The sequence below is a fragment of the Acidiphilium cryptum JF-5 genome (genome assembly GCF_000016725.1).
Classification (GTDB): domain Bacteria; phylum Pseudomonadota; class Alphaproteobacteria; order Acetobacterales; family Acetobacteraceae; genus Acidiphilium; species Acidiphilium multivorum.
In genome coordinates, this window is the sequence record NC_009484.1 from 1,976,326 (window position 1) to 2,000,461 (window position 24,136).

Consider the following 24,136-nt stretch of genomic DNA (forward strand, 5'->3'; position numbering starts at 1 on the left):
GGGGCGGCGTCCAGTATCGCGGCGTTACAAGCATCGCACATCGCGAGGAGCCGCGACTTGCCGAAATTGCCGTCCCGACCGGTCCGCCTCGTTCTCGTGGCGGTGATGCTGCTTGCCGCCGCGGGCAGTGGCGCGCTCCTCCGCCTCGGCGACGGGCGGAAGAGCGACGCGATGACATTCTACGGCAATGTCGATATCCGCGAGACGATGCCCGCCTTCGAGGTGAGCGGGCGGATCACGCGGATCGCGGTCCAGGAAGGCGCGCGGGTGCGGCGGGGCGAACTGCTCGCCACGCTGGACGACACCAGCTATGCGGCGGCGCTCGCGCAGGCCGAGGCCGCCATGGCGAACCGGAAGGCGACGCTCGCGCGGATGCTGGCCGGCTCCCGCCCCGAGGAGATCGCCCAGGCGAAGGCCACGATGGACGCCCTGAAGGCGCAGGCCGACAACGATGGCAGGGTGTATCGCCGCCTTGAATCGCTGAGCCGGAAGAGCGCCGCGAGCCTTCAGGACCGGGACAACGCGCGGGCCGCCTTCCGCGCGGCACGGGACCAGTATCAGGCCGCGCGGCAGGCCTATCTTCTCGCGGTGAAGGGGCCGCGTGCCGAGGACATCGCCGCCGCGCGCGCGGCATGGCGGGAAGCCGCCGCAGCCGTCGCCCTCGCCCGGCGCAACCTTGACGAGACGAAGCTGCATGCCCCGGCGGACGGCGTGATCGAGGACCGGATCCTGGAGCCGGGCGACATGGCCTCGCCGGCCACACCCGTGTTCACCATCGCCCTCCCCTCCCCGCTCTGGGTGCGCGCCTATGTGCCGGAGGCGGAACTCGGCCGGCTGCGGCCCGGCATGACGGCCTCGGTGAGTACCGACAGTTTTCCCGGCACGCGGTATCGCGGCTGGATCGGGTACATTTCGCCCACCGCCGAATTCACCCCGCGAACCATCGAAAGCCCGGAACTGCGCACCGCGCTGGTCTACCGGATACGGGTCTATGTCTGCGATCCGCGCGGGCAGTTGCGGCTCGGCATGCCGGCGACGGTGCGGATCGACAAGGCCGCGCCGGCAACCGGGGCGACCGGCTGCTCGCCGGACCATGATGGCGGACAGTGACACGCCGGCCTTGCGCCTCGACCGGGTCTGCCGGCGGTTCAGCGGCGGCGGGCGGGAGATTGCGGCGGTGGACGAGGTCAGCGCCGTGGTGCCGCATGGCGGGGTGACCGGCCTGATCGGCGCCGACGGCGCGGGCAAGACCACGCTGATGCGGCTGATCGCCGGGCTGTTGCGCCCGGATCGCGGCGCGATCGAGGTGCTCGGCATCGATGTGCGGCGCGATCCGCTCGCGGTGCAGGGGCGGATCGGCTACATGCCGCAGCGCTTCGGGCTCTACGAGGATCTGACGGTCCGCGAAAATCTCGACCTCTACGCCGATTTGCAGGGCGTTGCCGTGGCGGAACGGCCCGCACGCTATGCCGAGCTGATGACGATGACCGGCCTCGCCCCCTTCACCGCGCGGCGGGCCGGGCGGCTTTCGGGCGGGATGAAGCAGAAGCTCGGCCTGGCCTGCACGCTCGTGCATCCGCCACGGCTGCTGCTGCTCGACGAGCCGACCGTCGGCGTCGATCCGGTGTCGCGCCGGGAATTGTGGGAGATCATCGACCGGCTGACCACGCATGAGGGGGTGACGGTGCTGTTCAGTACCGCCTATCTCGACGAGGCGGCGCGCTGCCGCGCTGTGTTGCTCCTGCACGAGGGGCGGCTGCTGGCGCACGGCCCGCCGGCGCAGTTCACCGCGCCGATGGCGGGACGGACCTTTCGCGTCGCCGCACCCGAGGGCGAACGACGGCGGCTGCAGGCGACCCTCGCCACAGCACCGGGGGTGATCGACACCGTCATCGAGGGACGTTTCGTGCGGGTGGTGAGCGATGCGGCGCCCTGGGGCGGACCGCCGGGGATCGAGGCGCTGCCGGCGGCGCCGCGCTTCGAGGACGGGTTCGTCGACGAACTGCTCCGCCTGCGCGGCGGGGCGGCAACGCCTGCGGCCCCCTCCCCTGCCCCGCCGATGCCGGCGGCCGAGGCGGCGAAGACCGTCATCGCGGTGGAGCGGCTGACGCGGCGGTTCGGCGATTTCACCGCCGTCGATGCCGTGAGTTTCGAGGTGCGCCGCGGCGAGATCTTTGGCCTGCTCGGCGCGAACGGGGCGGGAAAATCGACCACGTTCCGCATGTTGTGCGGCCTGCTGCCGCCGAGCGAGGGGCGGCTCGACGTCGCCGGCTACGATCTGCGGCGCGCGGCGGCGGCGGCGCGCGGGCGGATCGGCTACATGGCGCAGAAATTCTCGCTCTATGGCGACCTTACCGTGGCGCAGAACCTGACCTTCTTCGCCAGCGCCTACGGGCTGCGCGGCGGGCGGCGGGCGGCGCGGATCGGCTGGGCGCTGGCGGAATTCGGGCTGGAGGCGATGCGCGGGGCCGCCGCGCGCGACCTGCCGCTCGGCTACAAGCAGCGCCTCGCCCTCGCCGCGTCACTGATGCACGAGCCGGACATCCTGTTTCTCGACGAGCCGACCTCGGGTGTGGACCCGCTGGCGCGGCGGGATTTCTGGCGGCGGATCAGCGCGCTGGCGGAGGCCGGGGTGACGGTGCTGGTCACGACCCATTTCATGGAAGAGGCCGAGTATTGCGACCGGCTGGTGATCATGGCGCAGGGGCGCATTCTCGCCGAGGGCACGCCGGCCTCGATCCGCGCCGCGGCGGCGGACGCGGCCCGGCCCGACCCGACGATGGAGGACGCGTTCATCGCCGTGATCGGCGCGGCCGAGGGGAAGGCGGCATGAACGGCGCGGCGCTGCGGCGGGTGCGGGGGCTGATGCGCAAGGAGGCGCTGCAGATCCTGCGCGACCCGTCCGCGCTCGCCATCGCCTTCCTGCTGCCGGCCATCCTGCTCTGGCTGTTCGGCTATGGCGTGACGCTCGATGCGCGGCGGGTGCCGCTCGGCATCGTGGTGGAGCAGCCGGGGGCGCTCGCCGCGAGCTTCGCCGCCGGGTTCGACCGCTCGCGCTATTTCGAACCGCACCGCTACCTGACCGGCCAGGCGGCCGAACGGGCGATGGCGGCGCGGAAGGTGGACGGGATCGTCTGGCTGCGGGCCGATTTCGGCCGGCAGGCGCGCGGGTCGGCCGGCGCGCCGATCGGCGTCATCATCGATGGCGTCGATGCCAATACCGCGCGGCTGGTCGAGGGCTATGTCCAGCAGGTGTGGGCCGGATGGGTCGCGGCGGAGGCGGCGCGGCAGGGGGTGCGCGATCCGCTGCCGCTCGATGTCCGCCCGCGCGTGCGGTTCAACCCCTCGGTCAACAGCCGGCATTATCTGATCCCCGGCCTGATCGCGCTGATCATGACGCTGACCGGCGCGCTGCTGACGGCCCTCGTCATCGCCCGCGAATGGGAACGCGGGACGATGGAGGCGCTGATGGTGACGCCGGTGGCGTTGCGCGAAATCCTGATCGCGAAGCTCGTGCCCTATTTCGTGCTCGGAATGGGCGGGATGCTCGGCTCGGTCGCGATCGCGGTGTTTCTCTTCGGCGTGCCCCTGCACGGCTCGATCGTGGTGCTCAGCGCCTGCGCCGCGCTGTTCATGCTGGCCACGCTCGGCATGGGGCTGGTGATCTCGACGGTGGCGCGCAACCAGTTCGTCGCCGGGCAGATCGCGCTGATCACCACCTTCCTGCCGGCCTTCATCCTCTCGGGCTTCGTGTTCGACCTGCACAGCACGCCCGGCTTCGTCCAGGCGATCTCGCATGTGGTGGCAGCGCGATATTTCGTTGCGATTTTGCAATCCGTATTCCTGGCGGGCGATGTCTGGGCCGTCATCCTGCCGAACGCGGCAGCGCTCGTCGTGCTCGCGGCGATCTTTCTCGGGCTGGCGCGGGCGCTGGCGCGCAAGCGGCTGGACTAGGCGGGATGGCGCGCATCATCGCCCTCATCATCAAGGAGCTGCAGGCGATCCTGCGCGACCGCAGGGGCCGCGTGGTGCTGTTCGCCGCGCCGCTGATCCAGCTGATGGTGTTCGGCTATGCCGCGACCTTCGACCTCAACCGCGTGCCGGTCGCGATCTACAACCAGGATGGCAGCCAGGCCTCGCGGGAACTGGTCGCGCGGTTTCTCGGCGCGCCCACCTTCGAACTGGCGGACACGCTGCACAGCGACCACCGGATCGACGCGCTGATCGATTCCCGCGCGGTGCAGATGGTGCTGGTGATCGGCCGGCACTTCACGCGCGACCTGCTGAGCGGGCGGGCGGCGCCCGTGCAGGTGATCGTGGACGGGCGGAATTCCAACACCGCGCTGATCATCGTGGGATATGCGAACACGATCCTCACCCGCTTCGGCGATGACTGGCGGGCGGCGCGGGGCGGGCGCGGGCCGCCGGCGCATCTCGTGATGCGGGCGCGCTACAATCCGGCGCTGCGCTCGCAATGGTTCGTGGTGCCGGGCATCGTCGCACTGCTCACCCAGGTGGTGACCCTCGTGGTGATCGGGCTTTCGGTGGCGCGCGAGCGCGAGGCGGGAACCTTCGACCAGCTGCTGGTGACGCCGCTGACACAGCTCGACATCCTGATCGGCAAGAGCGTGCCGGGGCTGCTGATCGGCATGGTCGAGGCCACGGTGATCATTCTCGCGGCGGTGTTCTGGTTCCACGTGCCGCTGCGCGGGAACATCGTGGCTCTCTATGTCGGGCTGCTGCTGTTCGTCACCGCCGTGACCGGGGTGGGGCTCGCGATTTCGGCGGTGTCGGCCACACAGCAGCAGGCGCTGCTCGGCGCGTTCCTGTTCATGGTGCCCTCGGTGATCCTGTCGGGCTTCGCGACACCGATCGCCAACATGCCGCTCTGGGTGGAGCGGATCACGCTGGTCAACCCGCTGCGCTACATGCTGGTGATCGTGCGCGGCGCGTTTCTCCAAGGGGCGGGGTTCGGCACGCTCGCCGGCCAGTTCTGGCCGATGGCGGCGATCGGCGCGGTCAATCTCGGCCTCGCGGCCTGGCTGTTCCGCAAGCGCACGACATAATTTTGCGCCCGCGTGATGCGGGCGACATGATTTTCCGGCCGCATGATCCAGATCAAGGCGGATACGTTTTTTAACAGGCATTTCGGATACGCCTTTTGACGCCGGCCCGACGGCCCCGCGCGGGAGGATCACCAGCGAAGGGATTTCAGATTCATGTTTTGCTTTCAGTGTGAACAGACGATGCGCTCCGAGACGGGAGCAGCGGGTTGCGGCGGGCCGAAAGGCGTGTGCGGCAAGGACGAGGCGACCGCGGACCTGCAGGACGTGCTGATCCATCAGCTCAAGGGCATCGGCCAGTATGTGACGCGGCTGCAGGCACTCGGCCGCCGGGACGCCGAGGCGGACAGCTTCATTCTCTATGCGCTGTTCACCACGCTCACCAATGTGAATTTCAACCGGGCCCGCTTCGTTGAAATGATTGCCACGGCGGCGCGGCTGCGCGACCGGCTCCGCGACGCCTATGCGGAGGCGGCGAGCGAGGCGGGGCAGACCCCGGAGGCGCTGGGTGGCGCCGCCGCGTTCATTCCCGCGGATTCGCTGGTGGGCCTGCTGGCGCAGGCGAATGTCGCCAGCGTGCGCGCCGGCGCCGAGGCGGTCGGCGAGGACGTGATCGGCATGCGCGCCCTGCTGCTCTATGGCCTCAAGGGCGTTGCCGCCTACGCGCACCATGCCGAGGTGCTGGGCGAGACCCGCGAGGCGATCGCCGACGGGGTGGCGCGGGTGCTCGACCTGCTGGCCGGCGATCCGGTCGATCTCGAACTGATGCTGGAAGAGGCGCTGGCGCTGGGCCGCGTCAATTTCACCGTGATGGAGGCGCTCGACGCCGCGAATACCGGCACCTATGGCGCGCCGACGCCGACGCCGGTGCGGATCACGCCGGTCGAGGGCAAGGCGATCCTGGTCTCCGGCCATGACCTGCGCGACCTGCACGCGATCCTGGAGGCGACGAAGGATACCGGCATCAACGTCTATACCCATGGCGAGATGCTGCCGGCGCACGGCTATCCGAAGCTGCACGCCTATTCGCATCTCGCCGGCAATTACGGCACCGCCTGGCAGAACCAGCAGACCGAGTTCGCCGCCTTCCCCGGCCCGATCGTGATGACCTCGAACTGCCTGATCGAGCCGCAGCCGCTTTACCGCAACCGCATCTTCACCGCCGGGCCGGTGGGCTGGCCGGGGCTGCGGCATATCGCCGATGGCGATTTCTCGCCGGTGGTGCAGGCGGCGAAGGCGCTGCCGGGCTTTACCCGCACCGAGCCGGAAAGGACGGTCACCACCGGGTTCGGGCGCGAGGCCGTGCTGGGGGCGGCGGAGCAGGTGATCGGCGCGGTGAAGGCCGGCGCGATCCGCCATTTCTTCCTGATCGGCGGCTGCGACGGTGCCGCGCCCGGGCGCAACTACTACACCGAGTTCGCCGAACAGGCGCCGGACGACACCGTGGTGCTGACGCTCGGCTGCGGCAAGTATCGCTTCAACACGCATGAATTCGGCACGATCGGCGGGTTGCCGCGTATGCTCGATATCGGCCAGTGCAACGACGCCTATTCCGCGCTGGTGATCGCCCAGGCGCTGGCCGGCGCCTTCGAATGCGGGGTGAACGACCTGCCGCTGTCGCTCGTGGTCTCGTGGTTCGAGCAGAAGGCGGCGGCGGTGTTCCTCACGCTGCTCGCCCTCGGGGTGCGCAATGTCCGCCTCGGGCCGACGCTGCCGGGCTTCCTGACGCCGGCGCTGCTCGACATTCTGGTGAACCGCTTCGGGGTGCGGCCGATCACCTCGGCCGAGGCCGACATTGCCGACGCACTCGCGCCGAAGGCGGCGGCCTGACGACCACAAGCCGGGACGGCCACGCGCCGCCCCGGCCCCCGCATCCGAACCAGGGATCGACCCCAGGAACCGAACGATGAACGACATCACCCTTCTCACGCGCGACGGCGTGAGTCTCGACGTCGCCTGCCCGCCGGGCGAAACCGTGCTCGCCGCCGCCGAGGCCGCCGGGCTGTTCCTGCCCTCGATGTGCCATGAAGGCAGCTGCGGCCTGTGCCGCGCCGAAATCGCCAGCGGCGACCACGATGCCGGCGGGCAGCCTGGCGAGACGATCACCCGCGACGTGCTGCTCTGCCAGTGCCGCCCGACCTCCGACATGACGGTTGCGTTGCCTTATGCCGAGTCGGCGATCCTGCGGCATCGCGCGCCGACCCGCGAGGCGGTGATCGAGCGGATCGCGCCGGCGGGCGCGAGCGCCGTTTCGCTCGCCCTGCGCCTGCGCCCCGATGCCGAACTCGGGCAGGCCGCGGATTTCGTGCCCGGCCAGTACATGGAAGTGGCGATCCCCGGCACCGATATCCGCCGGGCCTATTCGCTGGCCAACCTGCCGAACTGGGACGGGCGGGTGGAATTCCTGATCCGGCTGGTACCGGGTGGCGCCTTTTCGACCTGGCTCGGAACCGAGGCGAAGCCGGGCGATGCGCTCTCGCTGCGCGGCCCGCTCGGCCGTTTCGTGCTGGACGACACCAGCCCCCGACCGCGCTGCCTGGTGGGCGGCGGCTGCGGCCTTGCACCACTGCTCTCGATGCTGCGGCACCTCGCCGAATTCCAGGACATGCAGGAAACCCACCTGATCTTCGGCGCCAACCGCGAGGCCGAACTGTTCGCGACCGACGAGATTGCGGCATTGGCCGCGCAACTGCCCTGCCTCACCGTCACCACCGCGATCTGGCATCCCGAGGGAGACTGGAGCGGATTTACGGGCACCTCCGCCGAGGCCCTCGATTCATGGCTTTCCAACGCCGCCACGCCGCCGGACATCTATGTCTGCGGTCCGCCGAAGCTGGTCGAGGCGGTGGTGACGACGGCACGTTGGCATGGCGTGCCGGAGGCGCAGATCCTCGCCGAGCAGGTCCAGCTGCGTTGATCCGGACCGGCCGTGGCGATAGTGAGGACAGATGCATCTCACGATGTTCACCGATTACGGTCTGCGCACGCTGATCTTCCTCGCCCTGCGGCCGGAACGCCAGGCGTCGATCGCCGAAATCGCCGCTTCGTACGACATTTCGGATCATCACCTGACCAAGGTCGTGCATGCCCTTGGCCAGGCCGGCCTGGTCGAGACGATCCGCGGCCGGCATGGCGGGATGCGCCTTGCCCGGCCGGCTGCGAATATCGGGCTTGGCGAGGTCATCCGGGCGATGGAACCGGGCCTGGCGCTGGTCCCCTGCCAGGAGGGCGGGCGCTGCGCGATCGGCGGGTGCTGCGATCTTCAGGCCGTGATGAATGAGGCGCGGGACGCGTTTCTTGGCGTGTTCGACCGCTATACGCTCGCCGACGTCGTCTCGCCCGGAAACCCCAGGCTGATGCGGCGGCTGGGCCTCGCGATGTCGAGCGAAGCCGGGACATAGAGCGGGCCAAGCCATCGGCCTGCCGAAGGCATCGCCGCGGTCGTTCATGCCGCGCGCGCGCGACGACAACGACGCACTCAATGATTCCAATGGATTATTGGCTTTCTAGGGAATCAGAATGCGTGACGTGGAAATTCTCCGGACAGGATCTTCTTTCAAATATCCCGGCGATCCCGATACGCCGCCACCCTCGCCCGCGCCCGGATCATCAATGCCAGCGGCGCATGGCCGATCGCGAGCCGAAGCCAGACCAGATCCCGCGCATGGTCGGCGAAGCTGGTCTTGTAGCGTGCCGCCCCGGCGAGGAAATCGTAAATCTCCAGGCCTTGTTCGGCATAATGCCGGATTGCCAGCGCATGGCAGACCAGTCCCGGCTTTTCGTGCGGCAAAGCCGTGTCGTAGGCGAAGCCGCTCTGATAGGCCGAGACCGTCCGGCCGTAGCGGAAATTGTACAGATGGCCGATCAGCCGGTCGCCTGCCCTGACGGTCAGCAGATCGGCCGTACCGGCCGCGACACCCCGGGCCAGAACATCAAGATGAAACCGGCAGAACGATGGTGACATCGCCCCCGCTTGGCCGCGTCGGCGCCAGCCCGCGCGATGCAACTCCGCCATCCGGGCGAAGGCGAGACGGGCGTCGTCCGGCGTCGTCGCCCGATCGAGCGTCAGGGGACCGCTCTGCTCGCAGGCGCGGATCGCGCGGCGGATCTGCCTTCGGCTGTTGGGCGACATCAGCGCCGTGACGTCGCCGCCGCAGGCGCGCACCGGCGCCAGGCTGCGGCGCGGGGCCGGTTGCTGCCGCTCGACCAGCACCGTGCCGAGCCGGCGCAGGCCAGGCAGCGCCTCCGGCGCGATCCCCGGCAGGTAGACGATGCTGGCGCCGAGCCGGTCGATCGCCTGCCACCAGATCCCTGACGCCTCCGGATAGTCGCGATCGACCAGCGGTCCGTTATGCTCGACATAGGGGGCATCGTATTCCGGGTCATCCACCGAGGTGAGGCTCAGCGAGCGCGAGAACCCTCTCGCCCGCCGGTGGAAAATCCCGATCGCCACCAGCCGCCCGGCCGCCTCGACGCGCACCACCAGCGGATGGACGAGACCATTGGCCAGCAGGGCGGCGATCCAGGTCCATGAGGTGAAGAAGGAGCCGTCGGCCCGCGCCTCCAGCGCCTGCCATTCCTCGCCAAGGGCGGCGATGTCCGGATCGTCCTCAACCACCACCGTCAGGGCCGGATCGTGATCGGAGCCCGACGGGCTGCGCTTGAAATCGAAGGTTCCACGTGTCATTAAAAAAAAGATAATTCCATAAGAAGATTAAATTGTCATGCCTGAATTGATTTCAGATCTATTTATTGCTCCGGTTCCGGCGCGGCTGCGCGAGCCTACGCCGGTTGCCACCGTCATCATCGACACGGAAGAGGATTTCGACTGGCTGACGCCGGTCGAGGGTACGCCGTTTGACACGGCCTATCTGCATCACCTCGATCAACTGAGCCCCATCCTGCGCGCCTATGGCGCCGTTCCCACGCTGCTGCTGACCTACCCCGTTCTCGAGAATCCGAAAATCGTGACCCAGTTGCGGCGGATGGCGGAGCGTGGCGATTGCGCCCTCGGCCTGCAGCTTCACGCCTGGATCACGCCCCCTTTCGCCGGGCAGCCGCGCTCGGACCTGTCGTTCGCGAGCAATCTCGATTCTGAAATCGAGGCGCAGAAGCTGGAGAATCTCCACGAGAAGTTCGTGGACTGTTTCGCGATGCCGCCAACCGTGTTCCGCTCCGGCCGCTATGGCCTCGGCCCCCATACCGCGCGGCTGATCAGCAAACTCGGCGTCTCGATCGATACCAGCCTTGCGCCGAGAACCTCGATGGCCGGCGAGGGCGGGCTCGATTACAGCGCGATCGATTTCGAGCCGTTCTGGTTTGGCGATGACCGGAAGCTCCTGGAATTGCCGCTCTGCCGGTCGGTCATCGGCTGGGGCCGGGCGTTCGGCCGCGCGGCTTACAGGTGGATCAACCAGCCGGGCCGCCGGCGGCAGATCCTTGGCGCGGCGCTGGCCCGCCTCGGCTGCGCCGAACGCGTGACGCTCTCGCCCGAGGGCAATGGCGCGGGGGCGGCGCGGCGTCTGACCGACGCCCTGCTCGCGCGGGAGCAGCGCATTTTCCCGCTCAGCTTCCATAGCTCCTCGATCTGGCCGGGCCGGAACCCCTATGTGCGGAGCCGGCGCGACCTGCATCATTTCTACGACGACCTGTCGGCCATGCTGACCGATCTCGCGGACCGGACGGGTTGCCGGTTCGTCCGGACCGATGCCATTCCCGGCCTGCTCGCCCCCGCCGGGCCGCAGCCGATGACCGCGGCGCGGTGATGGCCGGTGGCCGCGTCCTGCTGATCGCCAACAATTTCCCGCCGGTGCGCGGCGGCTCGGCGCTCGTCTACAGCGAACTCGCCCGCCATGCGAACGGCATGGTCGAGGTTCTCGCCCCCCGCACCCATTACGCCGACGATCTGCCGCTGATCGGCTGGCGCGAGCATGACCGGCAGGCCCCGTTCCGCGTGACGCGGCTGATGCTGCTGCGCACGCCTTTGCGCCAGTCGGGCGATGAACCCCCGATCGCCCGGCTGCGCTTCATCGCCTATGACCTCGCCCTGCGGCTGGCGGTGCTCGGCCGCCTCGTCGCGATTCTGGCGACGCGGCCGATCAGTGCGGTCTGCGTCGGCGAATTGATGTCCGGCGCCTGGATCCTGCGGGTGCTGCGGTTCTGGCCGGGGCTGCGCCGTGTGGCCTATGTGCATGGCGAGGAAATCACCACCGACGACAATTACGACCCGAGCGGACGCCGCCGCCGCGCCGCGCTCGCCGCCGCCGATGTCATCATCGTGGTCAGCCGCTTCACCTTTGATACCGTGGCATCGATGCTGCCGGGCGCGCGGGACCGGATCCGGCTCATCGAGAACGGCGTCGATTTCGATCGATTCGCTCCCGCGCCGGGCGGCCCGCGCGGCGACCTGATCGAACGCCATGGCCTGCGGGGGCATTTCGTGTTCGTCTCCGTCTGCCGGCTGCTGGAAAAGAAGGGCATCGACAACGCGATCCGCGCCTTCGCGACGCTGCATCGCGCGGATCCGGCGCTGCGGTTCCTGGTGGTGGGCGACGGGCCCTATGCCGGAACGCTGGCGCAGATCGCCGTGGCCGAGGGCGTGGGCGAGGCGGTGGTGTTCGCGGGGGACGTGCCGGATGCCGACCTCGCCGATCATTACCGTCTCGGCGACGTGTTCGTGATGCCCAACCGGGCGCTCGCCTCCGGCGATACGGAGGGGTTCGGCCTCGTGTTCCTGGAAGCCAATGCCGCCGGCCTGCCGGTGATCGCCGGCCGCGACGGCGGCAGCCCCGCCGCCGTGCGCGACGGCGAGAACGGGCTGCTGGTCGACGGTCATTCGGTTCCGGCGATCGCCGCGGCGATGCGCCGCCTGCGCGAGGACGCGGCGCTGCGCGCGCGGCTGGCCGAAGGCGGGCGCGCCCGCGCGAGCCGATCCGACTGGCGGCTGAAGGCGGCCGAATTCATCGCCGCGTGTCATGACGGCGCACGGCCATGAGCGGGGCGGCGGGCATCATGCCCTGGCCCGGCGCCGGAGCGATGGGCTTTGCCGATCCGGCGCGGGACCTGTTCGGCAGTTTTCTGTGGTTCGACATGATCGCCGGGGCGGCGCGGCCGCGTGATCTGGTGCCCGCCATGCTGACACAAGATGGGGCGAGCCTGCCGCTATGGTGCCGCTCACGGGCCGGCGCGCTGGTGCCGGTGGCCGGGCTGAACAGCCCCTATACGCTCGTGTTCCGGCCGGGCGGTCACGATCCATCCGCTGTCGCCCGCCATCTCATGGGCCAGGTGCGCGGCGTCGTCCGGCTCGACGCGCTCGACCCGGACGATCCGGCCATCGCCGCGCTGGAACGGGCCGCCGCGGCGCATGGCCTCGCGGTCAGCCGGTTCGATCATTTCAGCAACTGGTTCATGCCGGTGGATGGCGATTTCGAGCGTTGGCTCTCCGGGCGGCCGGGGGCGCTGCGCAACACCATCCGCCGGCGGATGCGGGCCGCCGGCACGTTGCGGTTCCGCTGCTTCGGCTTCGGCGCGGCGTCGCCGGGCGACGGCCCGGAGCCGGAGCCGGTCGATCTCGACCAGGCCGTCGCGCAGTTCGACGCGGTTTATGACCGATCATGGAAGCCCGCCGAGCCCTTCGCCGGGATCAACGCGCGGATCATGCGCGGGCTGGCGGGCGCGGGGCTGCTGCGCGCCGGCATTCTCGCCGATGACGACGGGCCGATCGCCGCGCAATACTGGGCGATCAGCGGCGGCCGCGCCTATCTGCTCAAGCTGGCGCATGTCGAGGGCGTTGTGGCGCGCTCGCCCGGAACGGTTCTGACGGCGCTGATGATCAGGTCGATCCTCGCCGCCGACACCGTGGATCACCTCGATTTCGGGCGCGGCGACGATCGCTACAAGCGCGACTGGGTTTCCCGGCACCGGACCATGGCCGGGCTGCTGCTGATCAATCCGCGCAGCGCCGCCGGCCTTGCCATGCTCGCCCGCGAGCGGCTCGGCGCCCTGCGCCGCGCCCGCCGGCGGCGCGGCCAGACAACCGGCGTTCCCTCATGAAAATTCTCTACAGCCACCGGATCCAGTCGCGCGACGGCCAGTCCGTGCATCTCGAGGACCTGATCGCCGCGTTCCGGCGGGCCGGGCACGAGGTCCTGGTGGTCGGCCCCGGCGCCTATGCCGCGTCGCGCTTCGGCGATTCGGGTGGCGCGGCCGGCGCGCTGCGCCGGCTGCTGCCCGCCGCCATCGGCGAACTCGCCGAGCTGGCCTATAATCTTCCCGCCTTCTGGCGACTGTGGCGCGCGGTGCGGACATTCCGCCCCGACCTGATCTACGAACGCTACAACCTGTTTTTCCTCGCCGGCGCCTGGGCCGCGCGGCTGTGCCGCTGCCGCTATTTCGTCGAGGTCAATTCCCCGCTGGCGGACGAGCGCGCGCAGCATGGCGGCCTGCGCCTGCAGGCGGTGGCGCGCGCCGGGGAACGCGCCGTCTGGCGCGCCGCGGACCGGGTTTTCGCCGTCACCCGGGTGCTGGGCGACATACTCGTGGCCGAGGGCGCGCCGGCCGACCGCATCACGATCACGCCGAACGGCGTCGAAATCGGCCGGTTCCCCGAACCGGACCGCGCCGCCGCGCATACGCCGGTGCTCGGGTTCATCGGCTTCGTCCGCCCCTGGCACGGGCTCGACCTGATCATCGACGACATGGCTCGCGACAGCACCCTGCCGCTCGACCTCGTGATCGCCGGCACCGGGCCCGCGCTGCCCGACCTGCGGGCCCGCGCCGCCGCCCTCGGAATCGAGAACCGGGTGCGCTTCGCCGGGCTGGTCGACCGCGAGGCGGTTCCGGCCCTTCTCGCCGGCATCGATATCGCGCTGCAGCCCGCCTCCGTCGCCTATGCCTCGCCGCTGAAGCTGTTCGAATACATGGCCGCGGGCTGCGCCATCGTCGCCCCCGACCAGCCCAATATCCGCGAGGTGCTGACCCACGAGCGCAACGCGCTGCTGGTCGATCCGGGGGATCGGGCGGCGCTGTGGCGCGCGGTGCGCCGGCTTGCCGCCGACCCGGCGCTGCGCGGCCGCCTCAGCCGCGCCGCGCGCGCGGAGGTGCTGTCGCACCCCTATCTCTGGGACGAGAATGCGGCGCGCATCATCGCCCTCGCCACGCGCTCATGACGCCGCCCGCCGCGATGCTGATCCTGCATGTCTTCCCGAGTTTCGCCGTCGGCGGCGCGCAGATGCGCATGGCGACGCTGGCCAACCGCTTCGGCGCGCGGTTCCGCCACGCGATCGTCGCCCTCGACCGGCAGACCGGCTGCCGCGGCCATCTCGACCCCGGCCTCGACGTCACCTTCATCGATCCGCCGGCGTCGGCCCCCTCGCTGCCCGGGCGGCTGCGCCGCATCCGCGCGATGCTGCGGGAGATCGGCCCGGACCTGTTGATCACGAGCAACTGGGGATCGATCGAATGGGCGATGGCCCGATCGCTCGCCGGAATTCGCCGGCATATCCATACCGAGGACGGTTTCGGGCCGGAGGAGGTTCATCCCCGCGCCTGCGGGGAACACTCTTCCTGTAAAGATCTGATTTAACTAATGAATTCACAATGTCAAAGAACTACCGACGGTGGCGGGGCTCGCCTGTGTGTAAGGGAGGAGCAGTTTCCGCCTCCTCCGTAAAGGCTACAAGGCGAAATCCATCGAGATCGACAGGCACTCGGCGGTTCTTGCCACAGGTGTCGAATTCGAACCCAGCATCGCTTGGAGAAGTCCAGGCGATAACGCCATTGCCGTCACCAATGGCGCCACGGACCTGTTCCCAAAGCATCTCGCGAACCTTGCGCCCATAGTTTCCTACATAAACGCCTGCTCGAACTTCCAAAAGCCAGACACCTAGTCGGCCTCGCAAACGCGGCGGCGCGTTCTCAACCACGATGACCAGCATCACCCGTCGGTTCCGGTGGTGGTATAGCAACGGGCATCGCTTCTTCGGGCGCCTCTGGCACTGCCAAGCCGCCGGCTGCCAACACATCCTCGATAGCGGGAATGATGCGTGCGAGTACATTTGTGCGGCGGAACGCATCGCGGCAGCGCCGCCGGACCGCGCCGACAGGTTCTCCGATCGCCATCCCATCAATCTGTCCACGTCCAGATTGCACTGCCGCCACTACCTTGAATGCCTCCGGCACGACCGTTTCGAACTTGAAGAGATCCGCAATGTCATAAACAAAGCTTTGCGGCTTGCCACTATGTAAAAAGCCGATCGCCGGCGCATACCCGGCGGCCAGGATTGCCGCCTCCGAGATCCCGTATAGGGCAGCTGTCGCAGCAGATAGACAACGATTGACAAGATCAGCACCACCCCAGTTCTGGGGGTCGTAACGCCGCCCGGCCCAGGAGACGCCATGGCGCTGGGCCATCAGCTTATAGAGCTCCCGCACGCGGACGCCCTCAATGCCGCGCAGTTGATCGACAGAGCGGCGCTGGGGCGGCTCTTCCTGGAAGCGGATAGAATACATTCTTCGGACGACACGGAGACGAGCCTCATCATCGAGCGCAAGTCGCGCCTGATAGAGTAGCCGGTCGGACCGCGCACCACCCGGCTGGCCGGCAGCGTAGAGGCGCACACCAGCCTCTCCAACCCAGATGAGTAATGTGCCCGCTCGTGCAGCTAGGCAAACAGCGGCATGGCTTACACGTGTGCCTGGCTCCAGCATCAGGCATGTAATGCCGCCGACCGGAATTACGGTCCGAATGCCACGCTGGTCGACGACAACAAAGCTCCCATCGATCACGTCGAGCTGTCCGCGCTCGAGAAACAGGATAGATGAGCGTTCACGAATTGGAATGGGTCGCGGCGGCGGCAGACCCGGCGCCTGATCAGACACGGCGGATCAGCATGAGGCCACAGCCAAAGGCCCGCGCCCGCCCGAAGCCATGGCCAATGGCAGCGATGAAGCGCGCTGGATCGGTGACGCTTAAAACTCCCGCGAAATCAATCTGGCTGAAGGTCAGAGGCTTCTCACCTCTTCCACGCAACACCCGGATTGCCTCGTAGCCATCGCAGGCCGGCTGGCCTTCGACTACGAAACCGTGACGTTCACCCTGGCGGACAAGCCAGGCCGCTCCGACCTCGGTGACCAGACCCAGGCGATGAGATGCACGCTCGCCCTTAGGATGATGACGAAGGACATCCATCACGACGTCATGACGCTTGCCCCGGCCGGAGCCGGGCTCTCCCCGGCTTACAACCGCGTTCGCACGCAGGGAAAAGCCAAGCCTGTCGCCGGCCGACAACGCCGGTGCGAATTCCTTGCTCTCGACCGTGCAGAGCCCACCCCCATCGCCTGGCCGGTCGGGGGAGAGGATAAGAAAATGGCCCGGACGCTCTTCACGCCACAGGAAGTCGCGCTTCCGATCCGCGTCTCCGGCAAAAAGTGACCAGACGAGATGATGCGTCGCCGCAACCCGGGCCGAGCCGTCTTCAGGCACCAGAACCGAAGCGAGGGCCGCGACCGCCTTCTGATCGTGGTTCAAGCGCGCCTTTGACAGCCACATCGTACTCATGACCGATTCTCCGTTGGAGAAAATGCCTCGATGACCTCTGTGCGCAGACCGAATTGCCATAGGGTGCGCGAGATCGGGGCATCCCGCCGCTCTTCGCTGCGGAGCAGGTTGTTCGCCCCCTCGTCTCCCACCCATCGGTCGCGCGCCACGAACAGGTCCTGGATCGTGCCGGCGAGCGATGGGCGGAATTCAGCCTCGGGGCCACTGGCCCATCGCCTGTCCAGGGCCGATGCCGGGCTGTCGGCATCGATGATCTGCGGCGCGAGGGGGAGGCCGAGCGGGCATGCGCGTCGCCCGAGGTAGGGTGTGAAGGCTGGCTGCTTCATCGCGTCGGCTAGATCCTCGAGCGCCCAGCGGGGATCCACCTCTGACCGTACCCAGAGTGCTGCAAGATGCCAGGCGCTCACACGGTAGTCACGCCGTGTGAGAATCGTGTCGACCGTATTCGAGTTAAGCTCCTCAGCCCGCGTGCGGAACGTCTGGCCACGGGCTGGGCGGCCGACCTGGAGCGTGTGAAAATCGGCAAGCGAGCCCCCTGACGTGCCGCAGAGCAAGGCAAAGCCAAACTCACGCTCGAGGGCAGCCTGCTCTTCCGCATCTTCCCGCTCAATCCCCAAGCATGCTCCCACAAGACCGAGCACGGCCGATCGTGCGGGGCGCGACCAGCTCTCGCGCCGCTCCCCCACGGCAATAGCGCCAAAAGAGGCGATGGGGGCAAAAAGGGTGAAAGTGAGGAAGCTCTTCACCTCACACTCCTTCGCGGGCGAAGACAATGATGTCAGCCAGAGAGCCCTCGCCACCAACACGCATGACCTTTGTCGCATCGGCCGTCGGCCCGTAAGCCTTGTCGATCGCTTCCCGGAATTCCTCGAGCCGGCCAATCGATGCGTCCATGATATCGCCCCCTTCGACGGGTTTGGCGAAGGCACCCGCAAGAGTTCGCGGCTGCGCCTTTCCGCGCTCGGCGAGGATGTATCCGGCCCGCCCGTGGGCGGCGAAGCTGTTCTGCTTGCCGCTCGGTGCGGTGGTGGCTGCCGCCTCGACAAGAGCAGCAATGGCGGTGGCAGCCAGGTCTCGTGCCTGATCACCGCCGCCCAGGTTCCGGATCAGGAGGTCGATATTGATCGACATGTATGTGTAGAAGACGCCACTGCCGAAGCCGGTCTCTCCGATGAACCCAGCGCCGGCGTCCTCGGACGGTCGCTTCAGATCATCGACAGCCGTGTAATAGTCGTCGTCCACGCTGATGCGATGGGTGGTGATGGCATGTGCCACCTGTGCGGCGGCTTCACGGTTGAAGGCCGGCTTGTCGGCCAGCATGCGGCCGAAGAGGGCAATGTCAGCTGCGGTATCGCTTTCGCGGAGCAGCAGGATTTCGGGCGCTTCCACCTCTTCCTCACTCTCGACCTTATTCGCCTTGCCCCTCTTGCCCTTGGCCTTTTCGGGAAGAGGAATCTCACCGGCGGCATATCGCCGGGCCAAGTCGAAGGCAGCCTTGCGCTCATCGGGCGAAATAAACGCAAGCTGCTGGATGCGCGCCGGTGTCTCGTCTTCGTTGAGCTTGCCGAACTGGCCAGCGACGGCGCGGGCGATGGCGAGCGCCTGGGCCTCGGAAACCCCCTCGGCGCGCAGGGCTTTGAGAATCTCCTCCCCAAGGCGCTGCGTGCGCTCTCCCATGTACCCCTTGAGGGCCTCGGAAAATATCGTGGACGTGCGCCAGGCGCGCTTGAGCGCCTGGGAGGACAGGCGAAGGCGCATTGCCCCGCCGACCATGGCGGTTTTCGGGCGCCCAGTGTCATCGCGGTTCATGTTCGAAGGCGGGAAGAAGGTCAGGAGATGGACCTGCAAAAACTGGGTCATCACACGGGCTCCTCGGGGGCATCGGTTGTAGGGGTGGAGGCGATTTCGCTTGCGTTCCAGTAATCGAACACCCAGCGGCGGCGGCGGGTTTCCGACCAGTCCAGCAGGGCGTCAGCCAGGTCACGAACAGGAAGAGACCCGCGTGCTATGGCTACCATCCGGCGAAAGGCGATCAGCTGCTCTTCCGGTTCGTCCGCAGCCAGCAGGCGCTTGAAGCGAAGCGGCGAGAGGATGGCCGTTGAAACGTCGTCTGCCTTTTGGGGCCCAAGAACGCGCGCAACCGACCGGGGGGCGTTGGGGCCGTCGGGCTCCTTGCTCACGCGGGCCAGTACGGCCGCGGCGAGTGCCACACGGGGAAGATCTTCAGCCGATGTCGCCCCGACGCGGCGGAAGAGCGCGATTGATGCTTCTTCCGTCATTGCTTCGCTGATGGTTGAAGCGCGGCGAAGCTTGGCGAGCGCAGCACGGTCACCGGGGTAGCCTGCGCGCGGAACGAGATCCCGCCACCAGTCATGGGCGGCCGATCGATAACGGATCATGAAGCCTTTCCTTTCGACTTTTTTTCCTGGGCTGGCAGGGGCATTTCCAGGATCTGGAAAAAGGACTGGCCGTCTTTGCCGTAGCCACTAAGGCCGAGCCCGAGGAAAAAGCGCGCTCTGACCTGCCGAGCATTGTTCCTGTCCAGTGGATCAATCGGCACGGTGTCGTCGAAGATGCGCAGCGCGAGACCTCTAAGGCGCACCTGCCATGCGACCCGTTCTGGCGCCGTATCGTCAAGGCTCATCGCGCGGTCCAAAGCACTGAAGAACGCGCTCTCCGTCTCCAGCCAAACGCGGTCCCCCAGAAGCGCGATCCCATGAGCCGTGGCTTTGACCTTCGCGCCTGGATGATAAAGTGCCTGTTGCACAGCCTTGCGGAGCTGGTAGCTGGCCCGCTCGCTGGCACGGACGAGCGATGTGGCTAGTGCGTCCAGACGTTCCTGCACCTCCTTCGAGCTCGCCAGGACCAGCGGGACCTCGGTCTCCATGAAACCTCGCGCCTTCATGTTGTCCGTGTCATAGCCGCCAGCGATCAGGCGGGCACCTTTGGCCTCTTCCGTGCCGCGGTAGCGGTCATTCCGCCAGGTAGAGACGATGGGTGCCGGCCGGCGCAGGCCGTCCGGGCTGCGGAGAACAAGACCAATCCAGTTTCGGTAACCGACTCCACCAGGGTTAGGGTGGACCGATAAAATCTCTTCTCCAGCCTTGTTCTGATAGGTTGGTGTGAGGGGATGTCTCGCTCCCCACCCGACATACTTTGGCCCGTGGGGGCGCTGCCGCCATCCGGTGACAACGCTCGAGTCCAAAGCACCTGTCAGGTCGCAGGGGGCAGGTGAAGGCAGCTGAACGAAGCTGAGCCTGATACGCCGCGGCATACCCCACCAGACTTGCAGGGGGTGGGCGACATCATCCGGCGTTACGACCTCATCGTTCACGGATGTGATCGTTGGCGAGAGCCAAGGAAAGATACGAGGAAAGTCTACCGGCTCGGGCTTTCGTCCGAGCGGCACATTGGCCCAGATGTGGTGCCAGAGAGATCGATGCCGGCCTGGCGCCACCATGGTGACCATCGGTCCCCCTCCCCGCAAGCCGGTACGGTTACCCCTCCCGCCGGAGGGCGACCATGATTGCAGCGTGTAAAGGGAGATTGCTGCCGCCGGCCTGCCCATCCGCTTGGTGCGTCCCGGATGAACGAGGGGACCGGAATTACCGGCCACCTCGATTAGCAGATTTTCCACGGGCTCTTCATCAGCGTCGAGATCCGCAAGATCTTGCATGAAGCGGGGCCCAGGGCCGTCGAAGCTGAATGCATGGGCCAATGGCGCGAAGGCACCGTCCAACTTTTCAGGCGAATGTGGAGCCTCCCAGGCGTCGAGCCAATCATCCTCATCTGCCGGAGGGCAGGCCGTGGCGATTAGGCCAACCAGCAATTCCATCGTGGCGAGACGAAAATCAGCGCGCGGCCAGTTGACGGCAATGACTGGGTTCGAGGAAATATCCTCCGTGATGTCCCGAGGAGCGATGACACTTTTCGTGCCGTCCTGACGGACAATGGGGAGCCATGGATTAGTCAAGAGGTTAAACATGAAAGCTTAGACCTCGCATTTTATTATACAGAAAGGCACGAATCTATTTTACGGCCGCAGGATCACGTCACTGAATATGCGGCGCTATCCGGTATCTGAGTCTCATTCTGCCGCTACGAAAATTAGCTATTATCCCTCCTTACACCACTCGGCTGCTTCGACGCAACGATAATGATAGATCTTCACGCTTTTGTTTTAATCGAACAGACGTTGGTTTTCGTCAAAAAAGCCGCCCCGCGCCTGCAGGGAACATCTCGGTGCGAAGACCAATGACAGGTCATCACGCGGGTCATCCCGCGGATGCGGGAAGCCACCTCAGGCCATCAGTGGCATCGTAGACAGCTGATACGGGATGGCCGTCCGGATTTTCTCCTTGCAGCATAAACCGGCCCTCCTGCTTCGTCACCTCGAGAATGGCGAGCAGTATATGGGGACTCTCGCGCTCCCAGCGGCCCCATTGGCTCCGCGCCTCGTTCACCGCTTCGGAGTATCCCGCCGGTGGTGGGCAGGCTGCTATCCGATACCGCTGGACCCTCACTTCGGATAGCGTCCACGCCTGCCGCAAGTCTCCCGCAAGCCCAGCATAGGGCACCACCTTTCCATCCTTGACGCGAGCCAGGCGAAGCGTGGCCTGCTCGCGCTCCTCAAGTCGGGTCGGTGTCCGGGTTTCCCTGTCCCAGGCACCGGATTGGAGCGTATACCCCTCGTCGAAATCCAGGACGGCGCCGGCCGCAAACGCACGGTGGCTCAGATGCTTTGCCCAGGCTCCGTCCGCCGCCATCTTGAGGCCCGGCGGCGTATCCTCCACGTCATCCACCGCCTCGATCAGGAGGCGCATATCATCGGGTGTAACGAGGTCGGATTTGGCGAATAGCGCCCGGGCGCTGCGCCACAGCAATGCCGGATTCTGGTAGACAGCGTTCGTCCTTGGCAGCAAGGAATCCAGCCAGCCCGGGCCTGACGCCATTGATGGGGTCGGCGAGAGGACAACCATCTCAGGACGCTCGATGACTCGCGGTCCGCGACTGTGGCGCCAGAGCCGCCCTGCCCTCTGGATGAGACTATCCACCGGCGCCAGGTCTGTCACAAGCAGATCAAAATCCAGATCCAGGGACTGCTCGACGACCTGCGTGGCGATCAGGACGCCGGCGCGCGCATGCCCGATACTGTCCTTGCCGAACCGGCGCAGCACCTCCTGTTCCACCGACTGCCGATCGATGTGCGCAAAACGAGCGTGGAAGACGATCGGGTCGATGTTCTCCATGCGCACCGCCGCGGCGGCTTCAAGCGCATCATCAACGCTGTTTCGGATCCAGACTACGGCAGCGCCAAGCCTTGCGGCATCCACAACCCTGGAAAGGGCGTCCACCTCAGTGTCTACCCGCGTAATGGTGACTGACCGAGGGAGGCCCGTCCGGACGCCCAACGGATACTCGGTCTGGGCTTCAGATCCCTCGATCGTGGCGAGCGGGTAGTGTGTCGATGTAACCTGGCGAGGGGCTTCCTGGCCGGCGCCACGGCGGAACGCGTCAGTCAGCGATTGCCGCATCCTCAGCGGGAGAGTGGCGGAAAGCAGTATCGCGGACCCACCCAGTGCGGCATGAAACTCGAGCAGCGCCTGCAATTCGCGCTCCATATAGGAATCGAATGCATGTACCTCGTCCACGACAAGAACCTTGCCCTGCAAGCCATGCAGCCGGAGCGGCGCGTGGCGTACGGGCAAGACGGCGAGGAGAGCCTGATCGATGGTGCCTATGCCGACATCGGCAAAGAGGGAACGCCTCCGATCTTCCGCGAGCCAGGCTTTGCACTCCGCTTCTGACGGAATCGCCTCCCCCTCCCGTGGCTCTGAAGCCGAGGAGGGGGAGGCTGATATCAGCGCACGGAAACGAGGATCCAGACCGGCCTTCCCGTGCGTCAGTGCGATCGATGGCCGCGAGCCCTCTTCAAACAGGCGCAGGTAGGTATCGGTCAGCCTCTGGAACATGGAATTGGCGGTCGCCATGCTCGGCAGGGCAAAGAAGACACCCCTTGCCTCTCCCGATGCCATTATACGGCTGGCAAGCGTAAGGGCCGCCTCGGTTTTCCCACTGCCGGTCAGGTCTTCGATGATTGCGAGCACTGCCCCCTCCGGCAGCGGCACTGTCTCGGCCCATGATTGTGCCGGAGACGGTGTGTCGACCTTCGGGAACAGTGCGGAGAAACCAGTGAAAGTGCGCGCCTTGGAGGGGGTCAGTCCGGCGTCCGCACCAGCTTGGGCGGCGCGCGGCAGCGCTACTTCTCGGAAATAATCGTGCGGATCGAGATCGCTGTGGGTCCCATCGCGCGGGAACCAGATTTCGTTTGATCCAATCCAATCAGCAAGAGTGAGAAAGCCGGCAATCTGCCATTGCATCCGTGCACTGGCCCGCCGGCTTTGAGGTGGCGGCAAGGGAGACGGCTGGAAAAGATCGAGCATCGCCTGCACGAACTCCCGCGCGGCGTCCAGGCATTGGCGGCAAACCGCGGGCTCCAGGTGGTCAGGCACATCGATGGGGCGCCCATGATGCCCGGCAATCGTTCGAATGAGACCAGATCGCTTGCTGGGGTGCCACCCGCTCCCTCGCCGACCAAGTGGGAATACCGGGTCAAGCAAACCTTCGTCCGCGAACACCTCAAGGAGTGCCGCAGTCAGTGTATCGTGTCGCGGGCCCGCAACACGACCGGGCCATGGCCCCAGAACCCGGCTCGGCCAAAGATCGGATTCCTGAGCCTGGAACGGGCGGGAGAATTTGCCGATATCGTGGAGCGACAGCAGGAAGTAAACCGTGTGCTTATCGAATTCCTTTAATGGCATTGGCAGGCGTGAACCTGCCGCAGCAACATCAAGTGAGTGTGCCACAATCGGGTAGGCAAATATCTCATCCTCATGAGTGTATGATTTGCCCCAAAATGCCAATACGTTTCGCCAACTATTAGGGAGTGACACTGCTTCATTTACCCGAGAAAATATATCACAATTCCAAAATAGCTAATATTCTGCTTGGGCTCCAGCGTCACTCCCACCTTTTTCGCCCACCCAACGCCGGCACCCTCTGTGACTCCGGCCGCGCCTCGACCTGGAGACGCAGAGCGGCCGGCACGACTGGCTCAGACGCGGCACACTTCGAGAAGCTTGAACCGCGCCGGGTTTGCCGAAGGCTATTTTGTTTGACTCAGGCGACCATAGCCAGCTTGTTCAGTTTCTCATAGTACTGCGCCTCGGCCTCGGCAGATGGGATATCGCGATCGGCTCGAGGAAGAGGCGGTTGTTGATCCAGTCCACCCATTCGAGCGCGGCGAATTCCACCACTTCTGCGTTCCGCCAAGGGCCACGACGGTGGATTACCTCGGCCTTGAATTGGCCGTTGATGGTTTCAGAGAGGGCATTGTCATAGGAATCGCCGACGCTGCCGACGGAAGGCTCGATCCCTGCTTCGGCCAGGCGTTCAGTGTAGTGGAGCGAGACGTATTGGGCGGCCCTAGTCACTATGATGGACGAGGTCATCCCGG

The 24,136-nt window shown here is 66.7% G+C and carries 21 protein-coding genes and 1 pseudogene; 12 read left to right on the forward strand and 10 right to left on the reverse strand.

Annotated features, from left to right (window positions below; genetic code table 11):
* Positions 1–57 precede the first annotated feature (57 nt).
* The 7 genes from ACRY_RS11415 to ACRY_RS11445 all read left to right on the forward strand — a co-directional run bounded on the left by ACRY_RS11415 (position 58) and on the right by ACRY_RS11445 (position 8,464).
* Positions 58–1,110, forward strand: coding sequence for an efflux RND transporter periplasmic adaptor subunit (locus tag ACRY_RS11415; protein WP_011942495.1), 1,053 nt, complete (start codon positions 58–60; stop codon positions 1,108–1,110).
* Positions 1,094–2,833 carry an ATP-binding cassette domain-containing protein gene (locus ACRY_RS11420; RefSeq protein WP_155856368.1) on the forward strand — a complete coding sequence of 580 codons (1,740 nt, stop codon included), beginning with the start codon at positions 1,094–1,096 and terminating at the stop codon, positions 2,831–2,833. Before ACRY_RS11415 ends, ACRY_RS11420 begins: the two co-directional genes overlap by 17 nt.
* Positions 2,830–3,954 (forward strand): ABC transporter permease, encoded by a 1,125-nt coding sequence (locus tag ACRY_RS11425; RefSeq protein WP_007423919.1) that lies wholly within the window; start codon positions 2,830–2,832, stop codon positions 3,952–3,954. The genes ACRY_RS11420 and ACRY_RS11425 overlap by 4 nt, the downstream gene beginning before the upstream one ends.
* A 5-nt stretch (positions 3,955–3,959) precedes the next feature.
* Positions 3,960–5,066, forward strand: a complete 1,107-nt coding sequence (locus tag ACRY_RS11430) for an ABC transporter permease (RefSeq protein ID WP_007423920.1) — start codon at positions 3,960–3,962, stop codon at positions 5,064–5,066.
* A gap of 153 nt (positions 5,067–5,219) precedes the next feature.
* Positions 5,220–6,893 (forward strand): hydroxylamine reductase, encoded by a 1,674-nt coding sequence (hcp, locus tag ACRY_RS11435; RefSeq protein WP_011942497.1) that lies wholly within the window; start codon positions 5,220–5,222, stop codon positions 6,891–6,893.
* Between the two features lie 76 nt (positions 6,894–6,969).
* The gene (locus ACRY_RS11440; protein ID WP_011942498.1) at positions 6,970–7,980 is read left to right on the forward strand and encodes an FAD-binding oxidoreductase; all 1,011 of its coding nucleotides are present in this window, start codon (positions 6,970–6,972) and stop codon (positions 7,978–7,980) included.
* A gap of 31 nt (positions 7,981–8,011) precedes the next feature.
* Positions 8,012–8,464 carry an RrF2 family transcriptional regulator gene (locus tag ACRY_RS11445; protein ID WP_011942499.1) on the forward strand — a complete coding sequence of 151 codons (453 nt, stop codon included), beginning with the start codon at positions 8,012–8,014 and terminating at the stop codon, positions 8,462–8,464.
* A 155-nt stretch (positions 8,465–8,619) separates the two neighbouring features.
* Here the strand turns inward: ACRY_RS11445 and ACRY_RS11450 are convergent, their stop codons facing one another.
* Positions 8,620–9,750 (reverse strand): GNAT family N-acetyltransferase, encoded by a 1,131-nt coding sequence (locus tag ACRY_RS11450; protein ID WP_011942500.1) that lies wholly within the window; start codon positions 9,748–9,750, stop codon positions 8,620–8,622.
* A 37-nt stretch (positions 9,751–9,787) separates the two neighbouring features.
* Here ACRY_RS11450 and ACRY_RS11455 point away from each other — a divergent pair, with 37 nt between their 5' ends.
* From ACRY_RS11455 to ACRY_RS11475, 5 genes are read left to right on the forward strand one after another with little or no spacing between them, the layout of a single operon-like run.
* Positions 9,788–10,828, forward strand: coding sequence for a polysaccharide deacetylase family protein (locus ACRY_RS11455; protein WP_011942501.1), 1,041 nt, complete (start codon positions 9,788–9,790; stop codon positions 10,826–10,828).
* A complete protein-coding gene (locus tag ACRY_RS11460; protein WP_011942502.1) occupies positions 10,828–12,057 on the forward strand; it encodes a glycosyltransferase family 4 protein in 1,230 nt (409 codons plus the stop codon). The genes ACRY_RS11455 and ACRY_RS11460 overlap by 1 nt, the downstream gene beginning before the upstream one ends.
* Positions 12,054–13,115: a GNAT family N-acetyltransferase gene (locus tag ACRY_RS11465; RefSeq protein WP_043509161.1), complete on the forward strand. Its 1,062-nt coding sequence runs from the start codon at positions 12,054–12,056 to the stop codon at positions 13,113–13,115. The genes ACRY_RS11460 and ACRY_RS11465 overlap by 4 nt, the downstream gene beginning before the upstream one ends.
* The gene (locus ACRY_RS11470) at positions 13,112–14,230 is read left to right on the forward strand and encodes a glycosyltransferase family 4 protein (protein ID WP_011942504.1); all 1,119 of its coding nucleotides are present in this window, start codon (positions 13,112–13,114) and stop codon (positions 14,228–14,230) included. Before ACRY_RS11465 ends, ACRY_RS11470 begins: the two co-directional genes overlap by 4 nt.
* Positions 14,227–14,646, forward strand: a complete 420-nt coding sequence (locus ACRY_RS11475; protein WP_011942505.1) for a glycosyltransferase — start codon at positions 14,227–14,229, stop codon at positions 14,644–14,646. The genes ACRY_RS11470 and ACRY_RS11475 overlap by 4 nt, the downstream gene beginning before the upstream one ends.
* 25 nt (positions 14,647–14,671) lie before the next feature.
* Here the strand turns inward: ACRY_RS11475 and cas2e are convergent, their stop codons facing one another.
* The 9 genes and pseudogenes from cas2e to ACRY_RS11515 form a co-directional block, all read right to left on the reverse strand.
* Positions 14,672–14,998 carry a type I-E CRISPR-associated endoribonuclease Cas2e gene (cas2e, locus tag ACRY_RS19135; protein WP_050807217.1) on the reverse strand — a complete coding sequence of 109 codons (327 nt, stop codon included), beginning with the start codon at positions 14,996–14,998 and terminating at the stop codon, positions 14,672–14,674.
* The gene (gene cas1e, locus ACRY_RS19140; protein ID WP_007424557.1) at positions 14,979–15,941 is read right to left on the reverse strand and encodes a type I-E CRISPR-associated endonuclease Cas1e; all 963 of its coding nucleotides are present in this window, start codon (positions 15,939–15,941) and stop codon (positions 14,979–14,981) included. The genes cas2e and cas1e overlap by 20 nt, the downstream gene beginning before the upstream one ends.
* Complete coding sequence (cas6e, locus tag ACRY_RS11485; protein WP_007424556.1) at positions 15,934–16,611, reverse strand: type I-E CRISPR-associated protein Cas6/Cse3/CasE; 678 nt, start codon at positions 16,609–16,611, stop codon at positions 15,934–15,936. The genes cas1e and cas6e overlap by 8 nt, the downstream gene beginning before the upstream one ends.
* Positions 16,612–16,616: 5 nt before the next feature.
* Entirely contained in the window at positions 16,617–17,366 is a 750-nt protein-coding gene (cas5e, locus tag ACRY_RS11490) for a type I-E CRISPR-associated protein Cas5/CasD (protein ID WP_011942507.1), read from the reverse strand.
* A 1-nt stretch (position 17,367) separates the two neighbouring features.
* Complete coding sequence (gene cas7e / locus ACRY_RS11495; protein WP_007424554.1) at positions 17,368–18,480, reverse strand: type I-E CRISPR-associated protein Cas7/Cse4/CasC; 1,113 nt, start codon at positions 18,478–18,480, stop codon at positions 17,368–17,370.
* Positions 18,480–19,019 (reverse strand): type I-E CRISPR-associated protein Cse2/CasB, encoded by a 540-nt coding sequence (casB, locus tag ACRY_RS11500; protein ID WP_007424553.1) that lies wholly within the window; start codon positions 19,017–19,019, stop codon positions 18,480–18,482. Before casB ends, cas7e begins: the two co-directional genes overlap by 1 nt.
* Entirely contained in the window at positions 19,016–20,605 is a 1,590-nt protein-coding gene (casA, locus tag ACRY_RS11505; RefSeq protein ID WP_007424552.1) for a type I-E CRISPR-associated protein Cse1/CasA, read from the reverse strand. The genes casB and casA overlap by 4 nt, the downstream gene beginning before the upstream one ends.
* Positions 20,606–20,894: 289 nt before the next feature.
* Positions 20,895–23,573, reverse strand: coding sequence for a CRISPR-associated helicase/endonuclease Cas3 (locus ACRY_RS11510; RefSeq protein ID WP_007424551.1), 2,679 nt, complete (start codon positions 23,571–23,573; stop codon positions 20,895–20,897).
* A gap of 226 nt (positions 23,574–23,799) precedes the next feature.
* Positions 23,800–24,135: pseudogene (locus ACRY_RS11515) on the reverse strand (IS3 family transposase); the annotation flags it as partial.
* Between the last annotated feature and the right edge of the window lies 1 nt (position 24,136).

Coding starts and splice junctions, on each gene's coding strand:
- ACRY_RS11470 (WP_011942504.1), top strand. CDS start 13,112: ATGAAAATTCTCTACAGCCACCGGATCCAGTCGCGCGACGGCCAGTCC.
- ACRY_RS11425 (WP_007423919.1), top strand. CDS start 2,830: ATGAACGGCGCGGCGCTGCGGCGGGTGCGGGGGCTGATGCGCAAGGAG.
- ACRY_RS11465 (WP_043509161.1), top strand. CDS start 12,054: ATGAGCGGGGCGGCGGGCATCATGCCCTGGCCCGGCGCCGGAGCGATG.
- cas7e (WP_007424554.1), bottom strand. CDS start 18,480: ATGACCCAGTTTTTGCAGGTCCATCTCCTGACCTTCTTCCCGCCTTCG.
- casA (WP_007424552.1), bottom strand. CDS start 20,605: ATGTTTAACCTCTTGACTAATCCATGGCTCCCCATTGTCCGTCAGGAC.
- casB (WP_007424553.1), bottom strand. CDS start 19,019: ATGATCCGTTATCGATCGGCCGCCCATGACTGGTGGCGGGATCTCGTT.
- ACRY_RS11430 (WP_007423920.1), top strand. CDS start 3,960: ATGGCGCGCATCATCGCCCTCATCATCAAGGAGCTGCAGGCGATCCTG.
- ACRY_RS11460 (WP_011942502.1), top strand. CDS start 10,828: ATGGCCGGTGGCCGCGTCCTGCTGATCGCCAACAATTTCCCGCCGGTG.
- hcp (WP_011942497.1), top strand. CDS start 5,220: ATGTTTTGCTTTCAGTGTGAACAGACGATGCGCTCCGAGACGGGAGCA.
- ACRY_RS11445 (WP_011942499.1), top strand. CDS start 8,012: ATGCATCTCACGATGTTCACCGATTACGGTCTGCGCACGCTGATCTTC.
- ACRY_RS11475 (WP_011942505.1), top strand. CDS start 14,227: ATGACGCCGCCCGCCGCGATGCTGATCCTGCATGTCTTCCCGAGTTTC.
- ACRY_RS11455 (WP_011942501.1), top strand. CDS start 9,788: ATGCCTGAATTGATTTCAGATCTATTTATTGCTCCGGTTCCGGCGCGG.
- ACRY_RS11420 (WP_155856368.1), top strand. CDS start 1,094: ATGATGGCGGACAGTGACACGCCGGCCTTGCGCCTCGACCGGGTCTGC.
- ACRY_RS11440 (WP_011942498.1), top strand. CDS start 6,970: ATGAACGACATCACCCTTCTCACGCGCGACGGCGTGAGTCTCGACGTC.
- cas6e (WP_007424556.1), bottom strand. CDS start 16,611: ATGTGGCTGTCAAAGGCGCGCTTGAACCACGATCAGAAGGCGGTCGCG.
- ACRY_RS11450 (WP_011942500.1), bottom strand. CDS start 9,750: ATGACACGTGGAACCTTCGATTTCAAGCGCAGCCCGTCGGGCTCCGAT.
- cas2e (WP_050807217.1), bottom strand. CDS start 14,998: ATGCTGGTCATCGTGGTTGAGAACGCGCCGCCGCGTTTGCGAGGCCGA.